Here is a 23,174-nt window from a genome sequence, read left to right on the forward strand (position 1 = left end):
TCATTGTCCTTACCACTATAATGGCAAAAGATTGCTCAACAGCCGAGGCTTTGGCACTATAGCAGCAAAGCCTCGGCTGTATGCCATCAAGCTACGGAATAAGTACTTCTACCGGCTCACTGTAGTTCCAACGGCGTGTGCCGCTACCTACAGGTGTGTCGTAGTTAATACGTGCGGCAGCGCGTACAAACACTTTGCGGCCCGAAGGTATACTGCCGTTAGACTGGACAATAACTTCCTTACCCAGTAAATCTTCGAAACTCTTACCTTCATAGCTGATGCTGCTCGACCAACGCTCGTCGCGTGCCCGGTAGCCTACTGTGTTTGAGTAGCTGACGAAGAACTGGATGTCAGTTACATTCAAGTATTCGTCTTTCCAATTGCCCATCGGCTGGATTTTTTCACGGAAAACTTCATCCGACACACCGCGTGTCACGCGTACTTGTGCCTTGATGACCCCATTGCTCACCTGCGGATCACCTACAAACTCAACGTTCAGAAAGGGCTGTACTTCAAATTTCACTTTCGTCGTACCACTGATTTCAGTATTGACGGAACCATCATGGAGCAAGGTACCGTCTGTATTTTCACGCACTAATGGAATGAACGGGCCGTCGATACGGACATTATACTCACCTTTGAAGAGCTTCGTGTTCTGGAATGTACCGTCCATCATACAGTAAAAATCGGGATTATGTTGCACATTGTCACCCCAACTCAATTCGGTCAGACGGACACGGATACCCTCACTGCCCTGGTCGGTCAATACACGCTTACCAGTTGCTTCATCTACCACTTCGCCCCAAATTGTTTCTGCCGGTTCCTCATAGTTGTCTATTTCGAACATGCTGCATGAGGTTAACATGAACAAGGCGCTGAATAAGCTATAAAATATTGTCTTTTTCATACGTTTTAAGTTTTTTAATTATTGAGTTTTATCGATTAGGCTGCTGGTCAATCACAGGACTCTTAGAAACCTCACCACCCGGAATCGAGAAATAATAGTCCACCGGAGTGTAACCGAAGTCCTTGTCACCGGCAGTCGTATAGTTGAAACAAACATCAAAGAACCACTTGCCGGTCGCCGTCGAATAGAACGGATAGATACCACGGAAACGATAACGAGTCGTGTTGCTGAAACGGTCCTTATTGCGTTGCTCACCCCAGAATCCATCGCGACCTTCATAGTGATTCACACGCCAGCGACGCAAGTCCCATTTGGTCTTATGTTCGAAGGCCAACTCCTTGCGACGTTCCTTGCGGACGATATCACGGCTGTCTGTTGTACCAGTCAACGAGGCAGTCAACAACCGGGCACCGGCACGCTCACGAATATCATTGATGGCTTTCGTTGCCACACTCAACATATCTGTACCATCAGGAGAAGAGACGCCCGCTAACGAAAGTTCCACAGCAGCCTCGGCTGCATTCAGCAGCACTTCGGCATAACGCATCAAAATAAAAGGTTGTGCACTATTGCCTTCCCGAGGAACAAATGCAGGATCAGGGTTCAACCATTTACGTGCCAGCAGACCGGTCATAGCACTTCCACCATCTTCATAGAAAGGACCGTTCTGGCCAGCAGCCTTCATCGTAGAGCCATCAGGCAGGGTTACAATTTCCTGCTGATCTTCAGGTTTCGGACTGAGATAAAGCGTTTTGGGCTTCTCTTTATAAGCACTCAGATGATTGTACTTGGTAGTGGCAGCACCATACGAATAGTCACTAAGAAGCGGTTTGACAGGCGCGGCCCCCGTATAAACACCGGCATAAATTTCAATTTCCTTACCCTTAAACACATCACCAGGGAAGATGACGTAAGCACGCAATCTAGGTTCAGCATTCTTGTAATAGTCCATGGGACTATCATACATAACGTAATTACCTTCGGTACAAGAATTGCCTGTCGTCACCTTCAAGGTACCGTCGGGATAACGGTCGAAACCATCAAACAACTCAACAAAGTCGGCTGTCGGGCAAACACCACAGTTCAGCGGAGCCTTAAAGGTGAGCGGTAAGTTGTAAGAATCGTAAGCATGAGTACTGGTGGGGTAAACGTACTCCTTCACATAGATGTTCTCAGGATTATTGCTAAGATCGGAGAACATATCCACCATATTTTGATATTGTGCTTCCGGATCATTAGCGGCCCATTTCTTCTTGTAAAGTGAGTATACACCGCTTTTAATCACCTCGGAAGCGGCTTTGTAGGCTTCAGTGAAATACTTCTTGGAAGCCTCTTGCCAGCGGTCCTCATCGAATCCGATCACGCGTACTCCCGTCTTGGTACCCAAACCGGTCAAACGTCCAGTTACCGTTTCATTATACTTAGCTACACTACCGGCATAGAGCATTGCTTCTGACTTGAAAGCCAATGCTACATACTTATTACTGTAACCACTCTTGGGGCTACTAGACATCATCAATTCAATGGCCTTGTCATAATCTGCCAAAACCTGGTTCCATGTTTCTTCCTCACTGGCACGGGGAACCTCCAAATTTCCGTCTCCAGGATACTGGATGACTTTTGTCACCAAAGGGATACCTCCAAAACGACGGGCCATGGCATAGAAAACTGTGGCACGCACATAATAGGCTTCGCCCAAATAGTGGTTGTAAGTAATTTCTGCATAGGAACTCTGATATTTCGGCAGGTTCTCAAGCAGGAAGTTGGCATCGCGCAACAATTCAAAAGCCTTGCCCCAGTAAGCATTGTCTTCACCGGTAAACGCACAGCAAATACCGTCCCTGTTCATGGCTTCACCAGTACCGTCAATACCCATGGCATTCAACCAACCATTAAAGTTCACCCCCCATTGTGAGAGGTATTTAAAGTCTTCCCATGGCATATTGCTATACAAACGTGCCATATAGATGTCCATACCAGACTCATTGGAAAGCAACGACTCGGAAGTCACGATATTTTTGGGAGCAATATCCATATCGACACATGAAGTGGCAAGAGTCATGCACAACATCGCGGATATCAGTTTATGTCTCATATTTATTATTTTTTAGGTTTATATCATTAATTAGAAAGAAAGGGAAACTCCCAATGTATAGGTCTTGTTCAACGGATACATGCGTCCCAAATCATCATCGGGATGCTCAGGGTCTACAAATTTCACACCCGTAAATGTCAGCAGGTTGTAAGCATTGGCATAAATACGCAGACTGGCATTGGGAATCTGTTTCAATTTCGGGAATGTATAACCCAGCTCGATACTCTTCAGACGAAGGTAAGCGGTGCTTACACGATTGAAAGCTGAATTGTTTTTCGCCCAACGACCTGTGTAGGCGTAGTGACCGGAAGTCCAGACAGTAGAAGGGTCATAGGGATCGGCCTTCGGGTCTACGGGATGCCAGCGATCAAGAAACTGTGTCAATGCACCGCCACCGTTCTTACCCCAAATTTCATGCAAAGGCTCTTTGTACTCCATAGAACCCAGCGCAGAGCCTTGCAACAGCATGTTGAAATCTAAGTTCTTCCATTGCAAGCCGGCATTTAAACTGAACTGCAACCATGGAGTCTGGTCAAAGGCAAACGGATGTTCGTCCTGACCGTTAATCTCACCGTCACCATTCCAGTCTTCATATTTGTAGTCACCCGGCAGAATGTCACGTTCCTTGTAGCCAGGATAGCTCCAAATATCATTCCAGCTGGTGTAGCGTCCGGCAGAAGTATAACCGAACTGTACTCCCTGATAACGGTTCGTCAAGTTGTCATTACGCCAACGATCGTAGGAATTGGCCCAAGGACCTTTTTCCGAAGCAGTCAGGTATTTCTGACGGGTAACGGTAGCAATACCTTTCAGATTATAGGCCACTTGTCCAATCTTGTTGCGGTGGGTCAATTCCAATTCCATACCGAATTGGCGGTCACTGTCCAAATTTTCGCGCGGAGCAGAAGCACCTACCACCGTAGGCAAATCACCGGTACGGCGAGCGAAACGGCCAGTACGCAGACGATTAAAATAGTCGAACGAAACACCCAGCAGACCGTTCCAAGCTTCAAAATCGAAACCCACGTCGAATGTCTTCGACTTGAACCAAGTGATGTTCTCATTAGGTAATGCCATCGGGCTTGCTGCACTGATGAATTTGCCACCGAAGATATAGCCCGGTGAATAACCGTTATAGTCGCCATTAGACATGTTACCGCTGGTTGCAGGATAAGTGTACCCCATAGCCCAGTCATAATTCAAGTCACCATCATCACCCAGCACACCGTAGCTGGCACGCAGCTTCAGCTGATTGACAAACTTCAAAGCATCTATGCTTTTGAAGAAAGGTTCTTCGGATACTCTCCACCCAGCCGATACTGAAGGGAAGAAACCCCATTGATGCCCCTTGGCAAACTTGCTGGAACCGTCGTAACGAAACTGTGCTTCCAGCAGGTATCGGTCGGCAAACGAATAGTTGACACGACCTATCAAAGCTTCGTTAGCTTGTTCATACAAATCATTATTACCAGTCTGCATGGCGCCGATCTGTCCTTCAGTCACACCAGCCAGCAGGTAAGGCATAGAGAATGCCAGGTCGCGGACAGCGTAGAAGTTGTCACCGTTGCGCTTCTGTACCTCCCAACCGACAACACCACCCACATGGTGGACATCGTTAAAAGTGCGGTCGTAGTTCACTGTGAATTGTCCCAACATCTGTGATTTGTCATAGAACTCGCGACGCATGTTGCTGGGCGAACTTTCGTTATAAACCTTCTGATTGTAGGTACCGGTCTGCTCGTCATAAGCATACTGGTAGTACTCTTTGCGGAAAGCCTCGTTGTTGTCAGCACGATAATCGTAACTGAACATAGCTTTGGCAGTCAATCCCTTCAATACCGGTGTGTATTCACTGAAATCTACCGTCAAAGTAGCCGAAGACTGGAAATATTTCTGCTTGTACTTCTTGTAACCGGAAATATCGGCCGTCATCATAGCCACAGTATTCTGTTCCATGTCCAAACCGTTGTAGTTCAACATCGTCCCTTCAGGATCAGCGTATGCAGGATAAAGTACACCTTGGCGCCAATAGTTACGAATGATATCCTGTGCGCTACTGTAAGGCGTATTGCGTTCGTCGGAGATGCCACTTACACCAAGTTCGAATTTTATACCTTTAGCAACTTCAGTTGAAATGTTGGAACGCAGGTTGAACTTATTATAATTCAAGTCTCCCGAACGGAAGATACCTTCCTGGTAAAAGTAGCCCATACTGATATAGAACTTCGTCTTCTCGTTGCCACCGGAAATGCTGATGTCGTGTTGTGTCTGTGGAGCCACATTAGAGATAATCAAGTCATTCCAGTCCGTCGTACGGCGCGTACCGTTACGGAATGCTTCAAAGCTCTCTTCGCTGAAGACCCATGAACCGCCATTGATGTTATTCATCGACATTTCGTTGAACAGCGTCATAGATTCATAAGGATCACACAGTTCAGGCATACGTGAAGGTTGTTGGAAAGTGTAGGAACCATTGTAAGAGAATTCCGTTTTTCCAGCTCCTCCTTTTTTGGTGGTCACCAACACTACACCATTGGCTGCACGTACACCGTAAATAGCGGCAGAAGCATCTTTCAACACAGAAATATCATCGATATCCATTGCATTCAAACGCTGGAATTCTTCCGTACTCCGAGGAATTCCATCGATGATAATCAATGGAGATCCCATACCTCGAATATCGAAACTGTTATTGAAAGTTCCGGGCTCAGAACTCTTCTGCCATACGCGCAAACCAGGAATACGTCCTGTCAGCATATTCTGCGGATTTTCGTTCTTGGTCTTTATCATATCCTGCCCTTTGACGGCAGAAACGGCACCCGTCACCGATCCGCGGCGTTGTGTTCCGTAACCTATCACCACTACTTCGTCTATCATCTTGGAGTCAGTCTGCATAATGATGTTGATAGTGGTACGTCCGTTCACTTTCTCTTCCTTGTCCTTCAATCCCACATAAGAGAAACTGAGAATACCATCTGCAGGAGTACTGATGGTGTAACGTCCGTCAATGTCGGTAATGACACCTATAGTGGTGCCCTTCACCATAACGGCAGCGCCAATGACAGGTTCATTGGTGTCATCCATAACTATTCCTGAAACGGAAATAGAGTTTTGTGCGAAAACACCTGCCGGAATCAGCATCAGAAGGAATGCCATTACCATGTAGGATAATCCTTGTCGCATCTTGCTAAAATTCTTCATAGTCCATTAATTTTAAAATTATTTCTTGCTCCATTCATAATTCGCCAACACTGCATATTCGGCGGCAAAAGCAAAAGTGAACATTCCTTCCACGTTGTTCTTGTTCTTTTCAGCTTTGTACCACCCCACCAGCAGATTGGTGGGAAGCATATGTTTGTATTGATAGTTTTCGTAGGCATAATCCAGATTATTCTGGAATGCCTCGATACAGCTTGCGGCAGCAGTGTGGGTTGAATAAGCATCCACATACCCACGCATCAGTACACCGTTGAACCAGTTGCAGAATCCGCTGACATCAAATGTATAACAGCCCGGTTTGGCAGCTTCAGGTTTGGCAAAGTAAGCAAAACTATTATCGGTCAATTCCGCCAAGTCCGTCTGATAAGTCGCATCGCTTGTAACTCTGAAAAGGTCGGCAGCACCGGAAAGCATCGTACCACTATTGTAAGTGATGGCCGGACCTACACGATCACGCAGTTTGGAACCAGTCCGGTAGTGTTCACCATCAATGGTAACATATTTTATGTCCGGTGAATCATAACCACCCATCATATCGTCGTACACCCCGTCTGGTCTCAGCAAATATTTCTTCTGCCAATCGTAAACAGCTTTGGCAAAATTCAAGTAATAGTCAGATTTCTTCTCAGTGCGTAGCTTGCGACTGTTGTCGGCAGCCACGTAGCCATAGGTCACTTCGTCAGGTTTTCCTTTGTAAATTTCGTGCAGCCACACCAGAGGACTGACAATAGGGCCATTACTGCAAGAGTGCTTGGTGATATACCCCGGTCCCCATGTGATGCCTCCCAATGGACTACCTTGCTCATCAAGGGTGCAGTCCCAACCGTCAAGCACGTATTCTGTCAGGTATTCTGCCTTTTCCAGATAGCGCTGTTCACCAGTAATATGATAGGATTCCAACAGTTCACGCACCAGCCACATCTGGTCATCGTAAACATTGAGGGTACCTTCCACTTGTGCAGCTCCCTTGCCGTTGCCGCGGTTTACGCCGTATACCGTCCACTGTTTGGTCTGCGTATAAGAGGTCAGCGTAAAAGTACCTGCATAAAACTCCAGATTGTCATAAAGTTGAGCTAAAAGTTCCTTGTAGCGGTTAAAGTGAGAGTCATAAAGAGCCGTCTCTCCCTTTGTCTTCCCGGTCTTCATGGCTTTCATCGCAGCATTCACGGCCTCAATGGAGCTAGTGTACATCCACACACTGCCCAACTCACTGGAACGGTTTCCGGTATAAGGGTTATAATAACGTGACATAGCCATGCCCGTACCCGTAAAATAGCACTCTACAGCATTGTCAATCAGCTCTATGGCACGTGCCACATTCTGCACCGGCAGATTACCTGGAACATACGTACCTCCGTTGTCCGGCTTTTCATCAACAGCAGAGTCATTACTGCAAGCCACTAACGTCAATAAGAGCAAAGTCAATAAAGTAAATAAATTTTTCATTATATTCATACAATTAGTTTCTTCAGTCCCCGTCTCTCCCCTCACAAGATGCAAAAGGAGATAAAGAGGGAAAAACAAAAAAAATTAAATATCAGCAGTTTGTCACTCCATTGTGATGTCACGCAGCACCAGTTTGTTCTCGTCGCCGTTCTCTTCTCCCTTAAAGACACCAATAGTCAACATTACATCTTCTCCGTTGAACTGAGACAAATCATAGACAAAATCGGCATATGCCTCCGGATCCCCCTTTCCTCCGGCCTGATGGATAAATTTCCAGCAACCGTCGGCAGCAGCCTCAGCAAACTGAGCCGTATGGGATGCAGGTGCCAAGTGTACGACAGTTCCGTCCATACGGATAGCTGTCACCTTGAAGAAGGTAGCATTCGTTCCACTGAAGTTGCGAGTCTTCAATGTCATCCTATCACACCCAGACGCAATGGAGAATTTGGCATAGAAATAAGATTCGGGAACGGTGGTACTTACGTTGTTTCCACTACGTGTCTTTATCAGATAGCCTTCGGAAGGGAATACCTCAGGATCTTTACTGAGCGGCATATACGACCACTCGGCACAAATATGGTCCACCTCGCGCCATGCACGATAGGCGTCCACATAGTTATCGCGATTTCCCTCAACCGGACTCAAGCCAGTGAACTTCGACTTCATTTGCGGCATGGTAGAGCGTACCATTTCCCGGGTCATCTCCCAACCATCCAACTCTTCGACCGATGTTCCGGGCAACCAGCCCCATCCTTCAACGGCTTCTTTAGCAAAAGCGATGCGGCGCAATACCAACTGCTTCCAGTAATCACCAGTCTGGGCACGGAATGTACCGATGGCAATGATTACTTCCTTACCGATGTATTTGCTCAAGTCTACTGGAACAGAAATGTAATTTTCCGAGGCATAGGTTCTGACATCACCCACCATCTCAGCCTTCGGATCGGTAGCAGTCAGGTCTACCACCTGCACGCCATAATATACCGGAGCAGCTTCGTCGGCACTGTGCGTACGGATCTGGAGGGTCATCATGTAGTTATCTTCTGTAATCAGCTTGCTTCCGAATACAAAGGAATCGAATATCTCCAAGTCAGCAGGATTCTTGCGGTCCTCTTCATTGTTACGAATGCGGAGAGTGGTTCCTTCGTTCTGCTCTTCCCAGTCGCCACGGAAGTCCATCGTACACATGTAGTTGCAAGCCCAATCCCAGTGGGGATAGCTTTCAGCGTTTCGTCCGCCACGGTATTCGTTATAATACCATTTTTCTGCAGCTTTCAAATCATCAAGAGTTAGTCCGCGCAATATTTCTGTCCCACCCATGCGAACCTCTATAGTGGCAATGCCATCCACAAAGTCAGCTATAGCTACCTTCTTCGCAATGGAAGCATAGCCTGCTTTGGTAAAAGTAACGGTGTAGTCTGCCAATGGCAAATTACCAATTTCAAATGTACCATCGCTTCCGGTGGTGGCAGTCTGTGTGGAACTGATGCTGACCGTCACTCCTTCCAACGGAGTATTTCCCTTTCCTGCATCAACTACTTTTCCTTTGATTTTTGCGGCTGCATACTCCATTTTAGGGCTAACTTCAGCCACTTGTTCTTCATTGAATTTTCCTGCCACAACGGTAACACTTACCGTCTGGTAATCGGCTTTCGTAAATGTAATTATATGTGTACCTATTGAAATATTTTCGAGTGTATATACACCCTGCGAATTTGTCGTGGTCTGAGGACCGTCCGGTGCAGCCGTTATACCGGAACCATCGACTAAAACTGTGACCCCTTCAAGAGGGGAAGATAAATCATCCGTGACGACACCCGTCACCTTTCCATAAGATAAAGCCCTTCCGCCCGTATCATCGTCCGAACAAGAGCTCGCCATGATGACCATACTTATAAGCATGGCCATCAGTCCAAAAACTTTCAGCTTTTTCAACTGTTTCATAGCTTAAATTATTAATTAGAAGTTAATATAACAAAGGAGCCGATGCCAATCGCCCACATCAGCCTCAGGGTGTTGCAAACCGCCCCCTTATTTGCAAAATTGATTCCACATGGGTTAATTTTAGGGTTAATTTGGGTATAATGGCATAAAAAAAACATTAATCCAGATCATTTTAACCCATAAAAGAAAGTACAGACTTCGCCTAACACTTTAAGCCACAAAAGTAGTGCCGCGAATAAAACAATTATCGTATAAGTCCTACTAAATCTTTATTTTCAACAGCCCATTTGTCTTCATTTACCATATTGAATTCATCGATTTTGGGAGCCTAATTATCAGAGGAGAAATAATGGGCTATCTCAGTATACGACTGAGATAGCCTACATATGTGCCTAAACTTAAAAATATTTTATAAATACTTTTCAATTGCATATAAGAACAACAACAAGAACTTCAGGAAAGCAGACAGAAAAATAAAAGAAAAAGCAAAGACAAAAAATACCGGATGCAGCATACCGGGAAAGCTAATTCCAATAAAGGCTGAAAGGAGTAGGGTAGTCTTCCCCCGTATGTTTTTTGTATTCTGCCACAAATCTTTGATAAGTACCAATAGCAGCATTTTCATGCTTAAGCATGAAAAGTGACTTGATGCAACAAGACAAGGCTGTTTCGTTCACCGGATCAATATTGAATTCCGCTTCAGCCAAACTCACAGCTTCCGAATAATCCTGAGCCTCAAAAGCCTCTTTCATCAACTGTAAAACAAGCACTTCCAGGCGGCACTCCACATCTTGCTTAAAACCGTCGAACAACGGATCGTCCATAAAGCCGACAAACTTGCCACGCCCTACAATATGCAGGAACTCTTGCCGGCAATTCTCTACCCGGTTTTCAGCAACTATCGCCATAAAACGCAGATAATCACAATAAAAGACAGAAGACAGCGTGAAACGAAAACATCCTTTCTCATAAACCAGTTCTATGCCATCCAGTTCTTTCAGAATCTTGCGCAAATGATTGATGGCTACTCCACGCGAGTTTTTCACTTTATCTTTTGGCTTGTCGGGCCATATCAAGTCACTCAGTTGTTTGGAAGAAATTCCGTCGGCATCGCTATAACGCAAAATGAGACAGAATATTTGTTTGATACGCAAGGAAAACATATAAGAGATGTTGCGACCACTCCGGTCGAAAACGGAAAAATCACCGAATAAATACATGGAGTTGGCAGTTCCCGCATCTACTGCCTGCCTCTCCATCTTAGTGGTATCAGAAGCATCAAGAAGCTGTTCCTTGTCTTGTCTCACAGCTTTGCCGGCCTCGCCCTTACCGGAGTTTCGGCGCCACTTGTACACTATCCATACGCCTCCACCAACTACAACCGCGACCGCCAGCACTAGCCATACACGTGAAACACTTCCTCCACTGTTATTCGCAATATATTTTTCAAGAGAAACCGGTGGAAAGAGTAACGAATAAACAGAAAATTTGGAAGATACGTCATCACGTGTTTCCTGCACCGTCACAAAAAGCCTGCTTAAACGCTCGTTATAATAAAGACGAGCATTTGTCGTGATTTTATCAGAGTAAATGGGAATGGAATCACCCAATATCTGACAGCTGCCATCTTTTATAAGAAAACGGTAGAGATGCAAAAACGAGTTAGACACACTCTCGGGATAACGCAAGACATAAAAACAAGAATCATTCTGTATCAGCATATCCTGCACCGGCACCACATTGGGCTGTCCTTCCGAAATATCCCAAAGTTTCTGCACATGCATCTCTTGCAAATCCACCTTATAAAGATCGTGAAAATAACGGCGGCCTATTACCTGGTCACCCGACTCATTGCCCATACCGCCAAAAATATAGACAGAATGGTTACTGTCCAAATAACCGGCCGAAGAGAAATAACGGGGACAAAGAAAATCACCGGATAGAGAACCAAGTGTATCCCAACGCGCTTCTTCCGGATCGAATATATAGAATTTATTACTGTAATACATATTGCCGAAACCACCGAAGATGGTGTAACGCTTGCGGACTGCATCATAATAGGAACAATGATGATGCAACTGCATGCTGAGCCGACTGTAACTCTCTACTCTCCAGCCCAATGTATTCAAGTCTAGACTTGCTATCATAGGCTCCGCATCCCCATTCTCTGTATATACCTCGTAGACATATAACCTTTCACTGGCACTGTCAAAGAAACTACCGGCAAGAAACAACTTCACAGGACACCGTTCGGTAAAAGCCTTGGCAGAAATATTTCCCGTCTCCATATTGTAGACAAACAACGAATCACGATTGAAATAATAAATCTCATTTCTACCAATATTATAACAAGAACCTGCTTCTGAAGCCGACGCAAAACCGCCCTCCCGCTTCCAGTGAAAGGCCTCATTAATCAGCCACACCGGATTTTCCACTTTACCGTAAAGAATCCCTTCCCGGTCAAAAACCGATTCTCCTTCCGCCTCATCCAAAGGAAACGTGTAAGTGTGGTCAGCGTGCACAACCAACTTATCAATAGCTATCTCTGGAACGTCAATAATGTGGTCGCTCTTACCGAACACTATTTTCGGGCTGAACTCATCGGCAAGTGCTACACCCTTGCATACTTTTTCCTGATCATGAATCTTGAGAGTAATCTCATCCTGCTTCAAGTTAAAGGCTATCTTCACCCTAAACCAATGGGATTTCATCGCTCCAGCCTTATTGACAGGCAAGGCTATCAACACACACTTCCCCTCTTGATTCAAACGGAACAAGATATCATCACCACGAAAATCAAAAAAAAGATTGAAAATCTGTCCTTCATCCTTCCCCTTAACACGCAAGATATAACCGACGCTCTCGGTAGAATACAAAGCTATATTGAACTCCAAGTCAAAATAGTCTCTGAAAGAAGGATAACTATGAGCAAACACATCATAGGATGTTCTTTGATCAATAGGACTGACCGCGCCACGAAATCTTAATCCGTATGCGGAAACCAGTTGGGTAGTGCAAAGGCCAATTATAAAAATGATATATCTATACAAGTGTACCATTAGGTTTCATTTAAGGTTATGCAATACCATCATCAAACACTAGCCAACATTTATTAACAAATGATGGGAAGATTGGAATGCAAATATATTAAAATATAAACGAACGAAAAATATTTTCTTTGAAAAAGTAATATATCATACAGTCACAAGACTTTCCAAACGGATGTTGACTAAATTTATACTAAATGAAAAGACAATATTCGTAAGAGAAGAGATTATGGAGGTAATGACTGCAAATACCGAAATGACGGCAGTAACCTACAGTACATAATGACAATATAAGAAACTAAAAGTCCGTATCATCTCAGTGCCCATAAAGGCTGCAGATGTACGGACTTGATGAAAAGTAGGCACAAAGGAGATTACATGAACTGCATGAAGAAAAGCTATGACGCGGGTACTCCCGTCACAATTCCCCGGCCATGTGTCCCTATATAAACCCGTCCATATTCCTGCATGTCACCGCAGATATGCAATACCAAGCCATATTGATGGGCATCATCGTTGATACGTACCCAAGAGTTAGCCGCATCGTCAGAACGGAAGAAACCATATTGCCCGTTGATTACGCCTATCAGATAGATGGCAGGATAATCATTACCCGGCTTTGCCTTGCCGAAGCCAAAAGCATAGATGGTACGTACCTTATCCAAAACACGGAAATCAAATTTTTCTGAAGTGACAGAGTGGTACAAACCATCATAAGCTGCAATCCACAAATCTTTTTCACGACCGGGAGTAGCATAGATACGGTCTTGCCCTCCACGCAGATCTCCTCTTCGTACAGCGGCACCGGCATTACCGCGTTGGGACCGTTTAACCGTTAAATTCAATGTGTCGGCATGAAAAGTCGCCCCACCATCCTCGCTGCTATACAATATTTCGGCCACAGCATCTACAGCATAAAAACGTTTGGGGTTCACCTTATCTGCTATGACGCGGATATTCTTAGGCAAACCACGGCAAACTTGCCAAGAAGCCCCCTTATCACGGGTCAGATAAGCCTTCGAGCGGTCGGGTATCCAAATCCAAGAAGAGCCATCTGCTGCCACGGCGATATGCCCATTACGAGACTTCTCTGTTGGAACGGTGGCACACATAGTCCAGTGCCTGCCCCCATCTTCTGAATATGAGATAGTCTTTGCATCCGGCTGATGGCCAAACAGTGTACCAACCCTGACTACCAAATCCTGCTTCAGCCAAGCGCCTGTCACTCCATTCGTATTTCCGAAATGAGGATTGGCATGGCTGCCCAACGAATCGGGTCGATTGAGGTCGAAATGCGTAAAGCCACCATAATCACCGATACCGGAAATCAGGCGCGCCCCTTTTTCGGGAGCATAAAGTTCGAGAGGCACGGTCTCTTCGATACCGGCAGACATGATACTCCATTTCACCGGTTCCTCGCGTTCCACGGCAGAGAGATTAAAAGTTTCCCAGCCACCGAAACCGGTGGTAAACATGGCATGTTCAGCGTCGGTAGGGTCTATCTCTATGTCGAACATCCAGTGTAGGGGCGCTACCTTTGTATAGGGAGCTTTGGAATAATCATACTCATATCCCGTCTTGAAAATCGGTTTCCAGCTCTTGCCACCGTCAGTCGTACGGAACATCTCATCACTTTTATAACCGTGCTTGCCCCCTAGACTGTGTGTACTGGCAATCAGATGCTTCGGATTACGAGAATCTACAGATACGGCTGCATAGCCAAATCCTGCCTTTTCGCCACCTGGCAGTCTGACGGGAGAAATGTCTGTCCATTTGCCTTTACGGATATCGTATTTCCACACACCTCCATCCCCCATCTGGCTTGGACCGGGAGTATCTCCATACGTCAGAACCAATTGCCCGTCACCGGTCAAGACCATATGCGTGGGGCGATACTGCATCGGCTGTCCCCCGACCGGCTGCCAACTTTCACCATAGTCGTGACTCACAAACAGATTTTCCCTGCCCATCAATGACACTGCCACATAAATGTCACGGGTGCCACGCTCGTCGCGAGTGCCTTGTGCATCATAGGCAACACAGACAATACCACTGCCGCGATTCCCCCATGCGGCACGGTCGACGGGATTAAGCTTCTCGGAGACATTCGGGAAAGACGCTACCCGTGCCCAGCTCCTCCCCTTATCCGTACTGCGCCATAAGCCATGCAAACGGGTTCCCATATAAATGATATTCCCATTCTGCGGGTCCACCATCATCCGTTCCCCATTACCACGCCCATTCTCGTTGCCACCCATCGTAAAAGGCACATCAACGCGAGCAAAGGTTCTGCCGCCATCATAAGAACAGAGTATGGCCCCATTGGAGCTACTGGTATACGTACCGCAGGCAATATACACGTTCTGTGGATTCTGCGGGTCAATGGCAATGCTCTCCACTCCCTGCAGATTGCTTTCATCCAGACTTATCCAGTCCAACAAGGGCGTCCACTGGCAGGAAGCAGCATCCCACCGATAGGCCCCTCCCATATCGGTGCGGCAATAACGGATACCGGGAGCTTCTGGGTGAAAAACAATACCGTCCACAAAGCCTCCTCCCACTATCGGTACGCTCTTCCATTCGTAAGAAACGGAATTCACCGGAGATATATCTTGGGCAAGCATTGACATGCCCCCCAGCATCAAACTTATTCCTGCTAAAAACAACTGTCTTTTCATAAGCATCAGAGTTCTAAAACAAACGTTCTTGATATTTTCTTCAAAGATAGGAATATTTCATTGATATTTCAGACTGAAACTTTTGCTCAGTGCACATATAATCCTAACAACCAACGTTTTAATAAAAACAAGAAACTAAATCAAGCCATAAAAAGATTAAAACGGCACCTATCACAGTTCTTCTCTCTAACAGTTTTTGTAACAACAATGCAACATATATGACACAAAAACACAACACGTATGTCCGAACTTTGTCGCCGACAAATCATTCGACAACAACAGATTATGAAAAAAAGTGCATTGACAGTACTGATTGCCCTGCTGCCGTTGGCCGCAATTGCCCAAACGCCCTCCATCAACGAGGACGGAAAAAAGATTGAAAAGGAGAAGATGGAAACCAAAGACTACCTGCCGGAAGTCCACGGAACCATCCGCGCCAAATACGAATATCAGACCACCATGGGTGCAGGACGTTTCGAAGTACGCAATGCCCGCGTCAGCGTGACGGGTAACGTATTGCCCAGCGTAGCCTACAAAGCCGAGATAGACCTCTCCGACGAAGGTCAAATCAAGATGCTGGATGCCTACGCCCGGCTTTTCCCGACAAAAGGACTGACAGTCACCGCCGGACAAATGCGCGTCCCCTTCACCATCGACGCCCACCGCTCACCGCACCAGCAATACTTCCCCAACCGCTCGTTCATCGCCAAGCAAGTGGGCAATGTACGGGACGTGGGGTTCACAGTAGGATATACCCTGCCTACCGGTGTACCTATCACTGTGGAAGGAGGACTTTTCAACGGTTCCGGACTGACTAACCAGAAAGAATGGCACAAGGAAGTGAACTACTCCGCCAAAGCCCAATTTCTCTTCACCAAAGGACTGAACCTAACACTGAGCGTGCAGAGCATCCAGCCGGAAGAAGTACGTATGCAATCCTACGACATCGGTGCCTACTATGAAACCGGCCGTTTCCATATCGAAGGCGAATATTTGTACAAGCAATATTCCGACAACGCTTTCAAAGATGTACACGCTGTCAACACCTTCATCAACTACGATCTGCCGTTACGGAAAGTATTCAACAAAATGTCTTTCCTGCTGCGCTACGACATGATGACCGACCAGAGCGACGCCAAAACCGCCGATGAAGAAACCGGCAGATTGACGGTGACCGACTACAAACGCCAACGCCTAACGGGCGGCATCACCTTCAGCCTCAGCAAAGCATTCCGCACAGACCTCCGGTTGAATTACGAGAAATACTTCTATGCCAAAAACAGCATAGCGAAGGAGTCGGAACAAGACAAAGTAGTATTGGAATTGATGGTACGCTTCTGATATTTCTTGGCTTCCCCTTGTTTCTTTCATTCCAAAAATGTATATTTGGAATAAATTATTCCGAGCTATGGCAAATCCAATCATACCCGGTATACCGCAGACTGAACAAGACTTATTGTATAGTAAACTGAATGCATACAATCAAGGGAGAGCCTCTTATAAGGAAGTAGGGGCCTATCTTATCGTACTGCCCCGGCCTGAGTATCTCCAATATACTTTGTGGATTTACTCTCCACTGCCCGGGAGACAGTCCATCTTCTACATTTGCGACCTTTCCACCGACATTCACGAAACGTTGCGGATGGCAAGCACGCTATGCTTCTACTCACCGCGCAGCCTGCTGCTTGTGGAGTACAATGCCAAAAGAATGCAGAGCAAAGGGGACGACATTATCTCCATAGGCAAATACCACGGACATTTCCTGCACGAAATTCTCCGTATAGACCCTGCCTATCTTACGTGGATAGCCTTCAAATTCCAGCCACGCATCCCCAAGCAGGAACGTTTCGTACAGATTGCCAAGATTTACCATTCAGTCCACCTCGACATACAACGAAGAAAAACGTACCAAACCACCGGCGGACGTTTCCTGGGGAAGGAAGGGGAAAAAGTGGAGAACCTGACACTGACCGTACTCAGCGTGCGACTGGAAGACAACCCCTACAAGACGCAGCTCAAAGGGACCACTCCTTATTTCTATGTACGCCAAGTGTTGAAACTGAAAGACTCCATCGGCAACTTCGTCAGCATCCGGCTGAATGCACGCACGGCAAGCCGGAAATCATGCCAGCTGCCCGCCGTGGAACATGCCTACCAGATGGGAGAAGTAATGAAGATAGCATCGGCACGCATCGCGCGTACCTATATAATAGGAAGTACGAAATACACCCGATTGACACATGTAAAGTTACACGTCCCTACCGGGTAAAAGATTTTCTATCAGATACGAACCACACGCTGCATACGGCTGCTTTCCCAGGCTGCCTCAATCAAGCGGATGACTCCGACCACCTCGCGGGCATCGCTCTGCAAAGGTTCGCCGTGGTGGATATGCCGATAGATATTCTCATAAAAAGCTGCATAATCACCGGGAAGACTTGGATAGGGTTCATAAACAATTCTACCGTCTTTTTCCGTATAAAGCAGTCCCCAAGAGGATTTGTCCTCCTCGCCCCAGTGCGAAGTGCCGGGCAATACGCCCTCGGTCAAGGCGGCTTCCTGCGGGTCGAAACCATATTTCACGTAAGAACCTTCCCTACCGTGGAGGACGAAACGGGGTTCGCTCGCACACATCAGATAGCTGGATTTCAGCGTTATCTTCACTTCGGGCGCCTTTGAGGGACGTAGCAAATGGATGATGAAATAGTCGTCTACCTTGCTGTCCTTGCGCAACGTGGCAATATCTGCAAAGACGGCTTCGGGCATACCGAACAGCTGCACAGCCTGGTCTATGACGTGGGCACCCAGGTTATAGGTCAAGCCGCCCCCATCTTGTCCGGTTTCCTTCCAAGTATTCGGCTTGATAAAATTACGATAACGGGGGAAGGTGGATTCAAACTCCACCAGATGCCCCAGCAAGCCTTTGGACAGTATTTGCTTAACTGTCAGGAAATCGCAGTCCCACCGGCGGTTCTGGTAAACGCTCAAGGTCAGCCCCCGGCTTGCGGCAAATGCCACAAGTTCCTCAGCTTCTGCCACGGTGGTGGTGAAAGGCTTCTCCACAACCACATGCTTACCTGCTTCGAGGGCGCGGCGGGCATACTCATAATGAGTGCTGTCCGGCGTGTTGATGACAACCAAATCCAGCTCTTCCACTTCGATAAGTTCCTCAAAACTCCGCACAATACAAGCGTCGGGATACTTCTCCCGGGAGAGTTCCTTACTGCGCTCCGTAACGGCAGTCAATTCAAAATGAGGGTTAGTGGAGATGAAGGGGGCATGGAAAACACGTCCCGACATTCCGTAAGCGGCTAATCCGGTCCTTATCTTGTCCATATCGTTCTTTTTAAGTTCACCATTATTCCGTCACCAACGGACGCTTACGCCAATCGTCCTTCATATAGCTGTCGGGGTAGACCGTCTTATCAATAATTTCGCCACCTTTCAGACGAATCCAGGTGGTGAAAGTACGGGCACCTTCCTTCATCAAAATGACACGTGCACCGTTGGACAAATGGTTGTACTCGGTATTACCACCGGTGAAACGGCCGTAAGCCAGCAGGATACCTTTCCACATTACGGCATAATCGTTGTCATGATCGTGCCCGACAAACATACCCATCACATCACCAGCCTCTTTCATGGCAGTGAACATGCCCGTATTCAGTTCCGGAGCGCAAGCCTTTTCCATGCGGGTACCTATCAGTATGGCGTTCTCGTCGGAAGCGGCTTCGTTATATTCCGGCAAAGGAATATGGAAAAATGCTAGTGCAGGCAAAGGTTGCCCACCGTTCTTTGCTTTATAAGTGGCACTCTGCTGGCGGTACCAGTTCACCTGGTCGAAAGTGAGCCAGTCGTACCCCTTTACGTCGGGTAGTTTGGAGTAGGAATGGGAATCCAGACAGTAAAGCAGGGCTGCATCCTTCTTGCCGTCCGAGGATTTCAGTGTGAGGACATAGTCGGGAGATTCTACTCCGCCACGGTCGGGCTGGATATTGAAAGGCATGGAACGGATAACGTCATAAAGCTCAGCACGTGTTTTTCCCTGCTCGTTGTCGTGGTTGCCAAAGGTTACGACAAAAGGAATCTTACGATCCGTAGCATAGGAAAGCACCTTGCGCATGGCTGTATCGGCAGGTGCGGCATAAACCACATCGCCGGTAAAGACTACTAAATCGGGGCACTCAGCATCAAGCACCTCGCCAATACGCTTCAAAGCAATATCCGAAGCCGGATTGCCATACTTGAAGTGGATGTCTGTAAACTGGACGATTTTAAACTCTCCGTTCTTGTTGAACTGCAAAGGCGATACTTGTGCCGGGCAGAACAAGGAGGATAAAAGTGCCAGACAAAAGGCCAAGGAGATTTTCTTCATATAAGTGGATGATTAAATTGAGTTGATATTATTATTCCTTCACTATCAATACAGTGGCATAGGCGGATATACCTTCCTCCCTGCCCGTAAAGCCGAGTTTCTCCGTGGTGGTGGCCTTGATGGAGATGGCATCCTCGTCTATTCCCATCACCGCGGCAAGCGTACGCTGCATTTCGGGAATATAGGCCTTCAACTTAGGCCGCTCAGCGCAGATGGTGGCATCAATGTTACCTACCGAATAGCCTTTGGTAGCTATCAATTCTATTGTTTTCTTTAGCAGAATCTTGCTGTCTATGTTCTTAAACTCACCGGCAGTATCAGGAAAATGATAGCCGATGTCACGCATATTCGCCGCTCCCAGCAATGCGTCACAGATAGTATGGATGAGCACGTCCGCATCCGAGTGCCCCAACAATCCCTTTTCATGTTCCAGGCGGATACCGCCCAGCCAAAGTTCGCGCCCTGCCACCAGTTGATGGACATCAAAGCCAAAACCTACACGTATCTTCATATCGTTGCTTCTTTAAGTTGACACGAAAGTACGGAAAAAAAGCGAGGTAACAAGAAAAAACAAGACGAAGATAATCAGCGAATATTGAAGTCAAGTACTTTCCCTTCCCCAAGATAACCCTGCAAGTGCTGTCCGATGCTGACGGGAGCGACTCCCGCGGGTGTTCCCGTGAACAGCAAGTCACCGATTTTCAAGGTCATGAAGCGGCTGACATAGGCAATGATATCATCTACCCGGAACAACATGTCCGCTGTATGGCCACGTTGAACCTCCTTATCATCAATCGTCAGACGAAAGTCCAGATTCTGTACATTGCCGCCCACCTGTTCCAAAGGAACAAAGGTACCGATAGCTGCCGAATTGTCGAAACCTTTGCAAAGCTCCCACGGATTACCCGCCTCACGGAACTTACGTTGCAAGTCGCGTGCCGTGAAGTCGATGCCCACCGTCACCGCATCGTAATAGCGATGGGCAAAGCGAGGAGCAATATTCTTGCCCAAACGGCAGATGCGTACCACCACTTCCGCCTCATAATGCACTTCGTTGGAAAAGTCGGGGATAAAGAAAGGTTTGCCATCTTTCAGTATAGCTGAATCGGGTTTCAAAAAAATAACCGGTTCCTTATTCTCGTGTGTATGTCCCAGCTCTTTGTTGTGCAGAGCATAGTTCATTCCTACAGCAATAATCTTCATTACTTGATTTCGTTAAAGTTTAGTCTGTTAAACATCACGGCCAGATGGGCATAAAGGGAAGTGTTCTGCACGACAATGTTCTCGGGAACGCGGATACGGAACGGGGTGAAGTTCCATACGGCCTTGATACCACCCTCTACCATGGAATCCGTTATCTGCTGGGCTATTTCGATAGGTACCGTCAGCACGCCTATATTGACATCGTACTCCTGCATCTTCTGCTTGAACTCATCCGAATGATAGATGGGGATGCCGCTCAATGTCGTACCCACCAATTCAAGCTTCACATCAAAAGCAGCCACTATCTCCAAACCGAAATGGCTCAGACCCGAGTCGCGCAGCAAAGCACCTCCCAAGCTTCCAACACCGAACAGAAATGCTTTGTGTATATTGGTAAATCCCAGGAAATCCTCCAGTACAGCTATCAGCGTGTCCACCTCATATCCCACACGCGTACGGCCCGAGATATTAACATACGAAAGGTCTTTGGCAATCTGTGAAGCATCAATATTGATTTCCTTGGAAATCTGGGTGGATGATACGAATCGTTCCCCCTTTTGTTTCAGCAACTTTACATTGGAAAGGTACCACGGAAGCCGGCGCAAAGTAGGTTCCGGCACCTTCATGGTTTCTTTTTTCTGTAACGGACTGCTCATAGTTTCTTATTTAAGTTCTCAATATTGCGATTGACAAAAGTAGTGCTTTTTTTCTAATCAGTAACACGGATGCAACAAAAGCTTAACATAATTTCTAATTGCATAATTCCACATAATATCGTACTTTTGGGAAGTTTTTTAAAAAAAAGTATGAAGAATAATGATTGGAAAGAACGGTTGAATATAGTCTATTCCACCAACCCGGACTACAAATATGAGATGAATGACGATGAGGAGCAAGCTACCCTCCCCCCTGCACAACAACGCTTGCGCGTGCAGCTGGACCGCAAGAACCGGGGCGGCAAAGTCGTCACTCTTGTCACCGGTTTCGTGGGCACCGACAATGGCCTGAAAGAACTGGGCAAATTGCTGAAAAGTAAATGTGGAGTGGGTGGAAGTGCCAAAGATGGAGAAATCATTGTGCAGGGCGACTTCAAACAGCGTGTCATTGACCTGCTGAAAGCTGAAGGATACACGCAAACTAAGCCCGTAGGATAAACCAAACCATCATCCGTCTCACTGCAACTGTAGAGGCATAAAAAAAGTGACCGTTTAGGAATTCAACTCCATATACGGCCACTTCTTTTTATAGAATCGTTTCTAAGCGGAATTATTCAGCGCGCAAAGTAAAACGCTTGAAGTCAACAACCTTCAATTCAGGATCAGCTTCTTTCAAGACTTCTCTAACTGTCTTCTTGCCATCCATGATGTCTTCCTGGTTCAGCAAGCAAACTTCTTTCAAGAACTTGCCAAGACGACCCTTAGCAATATTCTGAACCATTTGTTCAGGCAGATGTGCAGCCTTCTCAGCAGAAACAGTAGCAATGATTTCCTTTGCCTTTGCCACGTCTTCAGCAGTAATCCAGCCCTTGGCCATGTTGCTTTCCATGTGGTCTTCGCTGTCCACGTGAGCCGGGTTGATACCAGCCTTCTTCAAAGCGGCCTCAACAGCCTTCTGTACCTGTTCAGCTTTTGTCTTCTCTATAGCAACATCTATTTCCTTCTGCTTGATTTCTTCAGATACACCATCTTCGTCTACCGCAATCGGATTCATGGCAGCAATCTGCATGGCAATCTGCTTAGCCAGTCCTTCTTCAACAGCCTTGTTGAAAGCAACAATAGTGCAGAGACCGTTTCTGTTCATGTGGTTATAAACCACAGTGCTTGCGCCTTCTACAGTCATGTAACCATCCAGCTCCATCTTCTCGCCAGTGATACCGCTACGGTCTGTTACAGCATCCTGTACAGTACCGTTGCCCATCGGCAGAGCTTTTACTTCGTCCAGAGTCTTGCACTTGTTAGCTACGGCAAGGTCCAGAATGTCCTGAGTCAGTTTCACGAAATCAGCATTCTGAGCCACGAAGTCAGTTTCGCACTTCAAAGCGATGATAACGGCAAAGTCACCCGTAGTCTTAGCCAGCACACAGCCTTCAGAAGCCTCGCGATCTGAACGCTTAGCTGCAACAGCTTGTCCCTTCTTACGGATAATTTCCATTGCCTTGTCGAAATCGCCTTCAGCTTCAGTCAAAGCATTCTTGCAATCCATCATACCAGCACCGGTCATCTTGCGGAGCTTGGTTATATCAGCCATACTTACAGCCATA

General features: G+C 46.7%; 16 protein-coding genes. 3 read left to right on the top strand and 13 right to left on the bottom strand.

Features of this window, described 5'->3' with window-relative positions:
* Positions 1 to 91: 91 nt before the first annotated feature.
* The 7 genes from DWY57_RS01280 to DWY57_RS01310 form a co-directional block, all read right to left on the bottom strand.
* Positions 92 to 907 (bottom strand): DUF3823 domain-containing protein, encoded by an 816-nt coding sequence (locus DWY57_RS01280; protein WP_098032188.1) that lies wholly within the window; start codon positions 905 to 907, stop codon positions 92 to 94.
* 28 nt (positions 908 to 935) lie between these two features.
* Positions 936 to 3,002, bottom strand: coding sequence for a RagB/SusD family nutrient uptake outer membrane protein (locus DWY57_RS01285; RefSeq protein WP_098032189.1), 2,067 nt, complete (start codon positions 3,000 to 3,002; stop codon positions 936 to 938).
* A gap of 30 nt (positions 3,003 to 3,032) precedes the next feature.
* The gene (locus DWY57_RS01290) at positions 3,033 to 6,203 is read right to left on the bottom strand and encodes a TonB-dependent receptor (RefSeq protein ID WP_098032190.1); all 3,171 of its coding nucleotides are present in this window, start codon (positions 6,201 to 6,203) and stop codon (positions 3,033 to 3,035) included.
* An 18-nt stretch (positions 6,204 to 6,221) separates the two neighbouring features.
* A complete protein-coding gene (locus tag DWY57_RS01295; protein ID WP_098032191.1) occupies positions 6,222 to 7,676 on the bottom strand; it encodes a glycoside hydrolase family 76 protein in 1,455 nt (484 codons plus the stop codon).
* A 93-nt stretch (positions 7,677 to 7,769) separates the two neighbouring features.
* Positions 7,770 to 9,611: a carboxypeptidase regulatory-like domain-containing protein gene (locus tag DWY57_RS01300; RefSeq protein ID WP_098032192.1), complete on the bottom strand. Its 1,842-nt coding sequence runs from the start codon at positions 9,609 to 9,611 to the stop codon at positions 7,770 to 7,772.
* A gap of 524 nt (positions 9,612 to 10,135) precedes the next feature.
* The gene (locus DWY57_RS01305) at positions 10,136 to 12,547 is read right to left on the bottom strand and encodes a hypothetical protein (protein WP_232058988.1); all 2,412 of its coding nucleotides are present in this window, start codon (positions 12,545 to 12,547) and stop codon (positions 10,136 to 10,138) included.
* Positions 12,548 to 13,056: 509 nt separating this feature from the next.
* On the bottom strand, positions 13,057 to 15,336 hold the full coding sequence (locus DWY57_RS01310) for an exo-alpha-sialidase (protein ID WP_227203983.1): 2,280 nt from the start codon (positions 15,334 to 15,336) through the stop codon (positions 13,057 to 13,059).
* 285 nt (positions 15,337 to 15,621) lie between these two features.
* Here DWY57_RS01310 and DWY57_RS01315 point away from each other — a divergent pair, with 285 nt between their 5' ends.
* Positions 15,622 to 16,677, top strand: coding sequence for a porin (locus DWY57_RS01315; protein ID WP_061411227.1), 1,056 nt, complete (start codon positions 15,622 to 15,624; stop codon positions 16,675 to 16,677).
* A 67-nt stretch (positions 16,678 to 16,744) separates the two neighbouring features.
* Positions 16,745 to 17,605 carry a hypothetical protein gene (locus DWY57_RS01320; protein ID WP_061411225.1) on the top strand — a complete coding sequence of 287 codons (861 nt, stop codon included), beginning with the start codon at positions 16,745 to 16,747 and terminating at the stop codon, positions 17,603 to 17,605.
* Positions 17,606 to 17,616: 11 nt separating this feature from the next.
* On the opposite strand, the gene DWY57_RS01325 is transcribed toward DWY57_RS01320, so the two are convergent.
* The 5 genes from DWY57_RS01325 to DWY57_RS01345 form a co-directional block, all read right to left on the bottom strand.
* Complete coding sequence (locus tag DWY57_RS01325) at positions 17,617 to 18,672, bottom strand: Gfo/Idh/MocA family oxidoreductase (protein WP_057097605.1); 1,056 nt, start codon at positions 18,670 to 18,672, stop codon at positions 17,617 to 17,619.
* Between the two features lie 22 nt (positions 18,673 to 18,694).
* A complete protein-coding gene (locus DWY57_RS01330; protein WP_098032195.1) occupies positions 18,695 to 19,711 on the bottom strand; it encodes a metallophosphoesterase family protein in 1,017 nt (338 codons plus the stop codon).
* A 31-nt stretch (positions 19,712 to 19,742) separates the two neighbouring features.
* Positions 19,743 to 20,222, bottom strand: a complete 480-nt coding sequence (gene ispF / locus DWY57_RS01335) for a 2-C-methyl-D-erythritol 2,4-cyclodiphosphate synthase (RefSeq protein ID WP_005829658.1) — start codon at positions 20,220 to 20,222, stop codon at positions 19,743 to 19,745.
* A gap of 74 nt (positions 20,223 to 20,296) precedes the next feature.
* Positions 20,297 to 20,914 carry a fumarylacetoacetate hydrolase family protein gene (locus DWY57_RS01340; protein WP_061411220.1) on the bottom strand — a complete coding sequence of 206 codons (618 nt, stop codon included), beginning with the start codon at positions 20,912 to 20,914 and terminating at the stop codon, positions 20,297 to 20,299.
* Entirely contained in the window at positions 20,914 to 21,570 is a 657-nt protein-coding gene (locus tag DWY57_RS01345) for a redox-sensing transcriptional repressor Rex (RefSeq protein ID WP_061411218.1), read from the bottom strand. The genes DWY57_RS01340 and DWY57_RS01345 overlap by 1 nt, the downstream gene beginning before the upstream one ends.
* A gap of 150 nt (positions 21,571 to 21,720) precedes the next feature.
* Here DWY57_RS01345 and DWY57_RS01350 point away from each other — a divergent pair, with 150 nt between their 5' ends.
* Positions 21,721 to 22,068 (top strand): translation initiation factor, encoded by a 348-nt coding sequence (locus DWY57_RS01350; protein ID WP_061411216.1) that lies wholly within the window; start codon positions 21,721 to 21,723, stop codon positions 22,066 to 22,068.
* Between the two features lie 112 nt (positions 22,069 to 22,180).
* On the opposite strand, the gene tsf is transcribed toward DWY57_RS01350, so the two are convergent.
* Positions 22,181 to 23,173, bottom strand: a complete 993-nt coding sequence (gene tsf / locus DWY57_RS01355; protein WP_117600786.1) for a translation elongation factor Ts — start codon at positions 23,171 to 23,173, stop codon at positions 22,181 to 22,183.
* Between the last annotated feature and the right edge of the window lies 1 nt (position 23,174).

This window comes from Bacteroides sp. AF25-5LB (genome assembly GCF_003602965.1).
Taxonomy (GTDB): domain Bacteria; phylum Bacteroidota; class Bacteroidia; order Bacteroidales; family Bacteroidaceae; genus Bacteroides; species Bacteroides uniformis.

What these genes read in the sequence shown, in the direction of transcription:
- DWY57_RS01310 (WP_227203983.1), bottom strand. Translation starts at nt 15,336, where the DNA reads ATGAAAAGACAGTTGTTTTTAGCAGGAATAAGTTTGATGCTGGGGGGC.
- tsf (WP_117600786.1), bottom strand. Translation starts at nt 23,173, where the DNA reads ATGGCTGTAAGTATGGCTGATATAACCAAGCTCCGCAAGATGACCGGT.
- DWY57_RS01295 (WP_098032191.1), bottom strand. Translation starts at nt 7,676, where the DNA reads ATGAATATAATGAAAAATTTATTTACTTTATTGACTTTGCTCTTATTG.
- DWY57_RS01320 (WP_061411225.1), top strand. Translation starts at nt 16,745, where the DNA reads ATGGCAAATCCAATCATACCCGGTATACCGCAGACTGAACAAGACTTA.
- DWY57_RS01340 (WP_061411220.1), bottom strand. Translation starts at nt 20,914, where the DNA reads ATGAAGATTATTGCTGTAGGAATGAACTATGCTCTGCACAACAAAGAG.
- DWY57_RS01280 (WP_098032188.1), bottom strand. Translation starts at nt 907, where the DNA reads ATGAAAAAGACAATATTTTATAGCTTATTCAGCGCCTTGTTCATGTTA.
- DWY57_RS01345 (WP_061411218.1), bottom strand. Translation starts at nt 21,570, where the DNA reads ATGAGCAGTCCGTTACAGAAAAAAGAAACCATGAAGGTGCCGGAACCT.
- DWY57_RS01350 (WP_061411216.1), top strand. Translation starts at nt 21,721, where the DNA reads ATGAAGAATAATGATTGGAAAGAACGGTTGAATATAGTCTATTCCACC.
- DWY57_RS01315 (WP_061411227.1), top strand. Translation starts at nt 15,622, where the DNA reads ATGAAAAAAAGTGCATTGACAGTACTGATTGCCCTGCTGCCGTTGGCC.
- DWY57_RS01325 (WP_057097605.1), bottom strand. Translation starts at nt 18,672, where the DNA reads ATGGACAAGATAAGGACCGGATTAGCCGCTTACGGAATGTCGGGACGT.
- DWY57_RS01285 (WP_098032189.1), bottom strand. Translation starts at nt 3,002, where the DNA reads ATGAGACATAAACTGATATCCGCGATGTTGTGCATGACTCTTGCCACT.
- ispF (WP_005829658.1), bottom strand. Translation starts at nt 20,222, where the DNA reads ATGAAGATACGTGTAGGTTTTGGCTTTGATGTCCATCAACTGGTGGCA.
- DWY57_RS01330 (WP_098032195.1), bottom strand. Translation starts at nt 19,711, where the DNA reads ATGAAGAAAATCTCCTTGGCCTTTTGTCTGGCACTTTTATCCTCCTTG.
- DWY57_RS01290 (WP_098032190.1), bottom strand. Translation starts at nt 6,203, where the DNA reads ATGAAGAATTTTAGCAAGATGCGACAAGGATTATCCTACATGGTAATG.
- DWY57_RS01300 (WP_098032192.1), bottom strand. Translation starts at nt 9,611, where the DNA reads ATGAAACAGTTGAAAAAGCTGAAAGTTTTTGGACTGATGGCCATGCTT.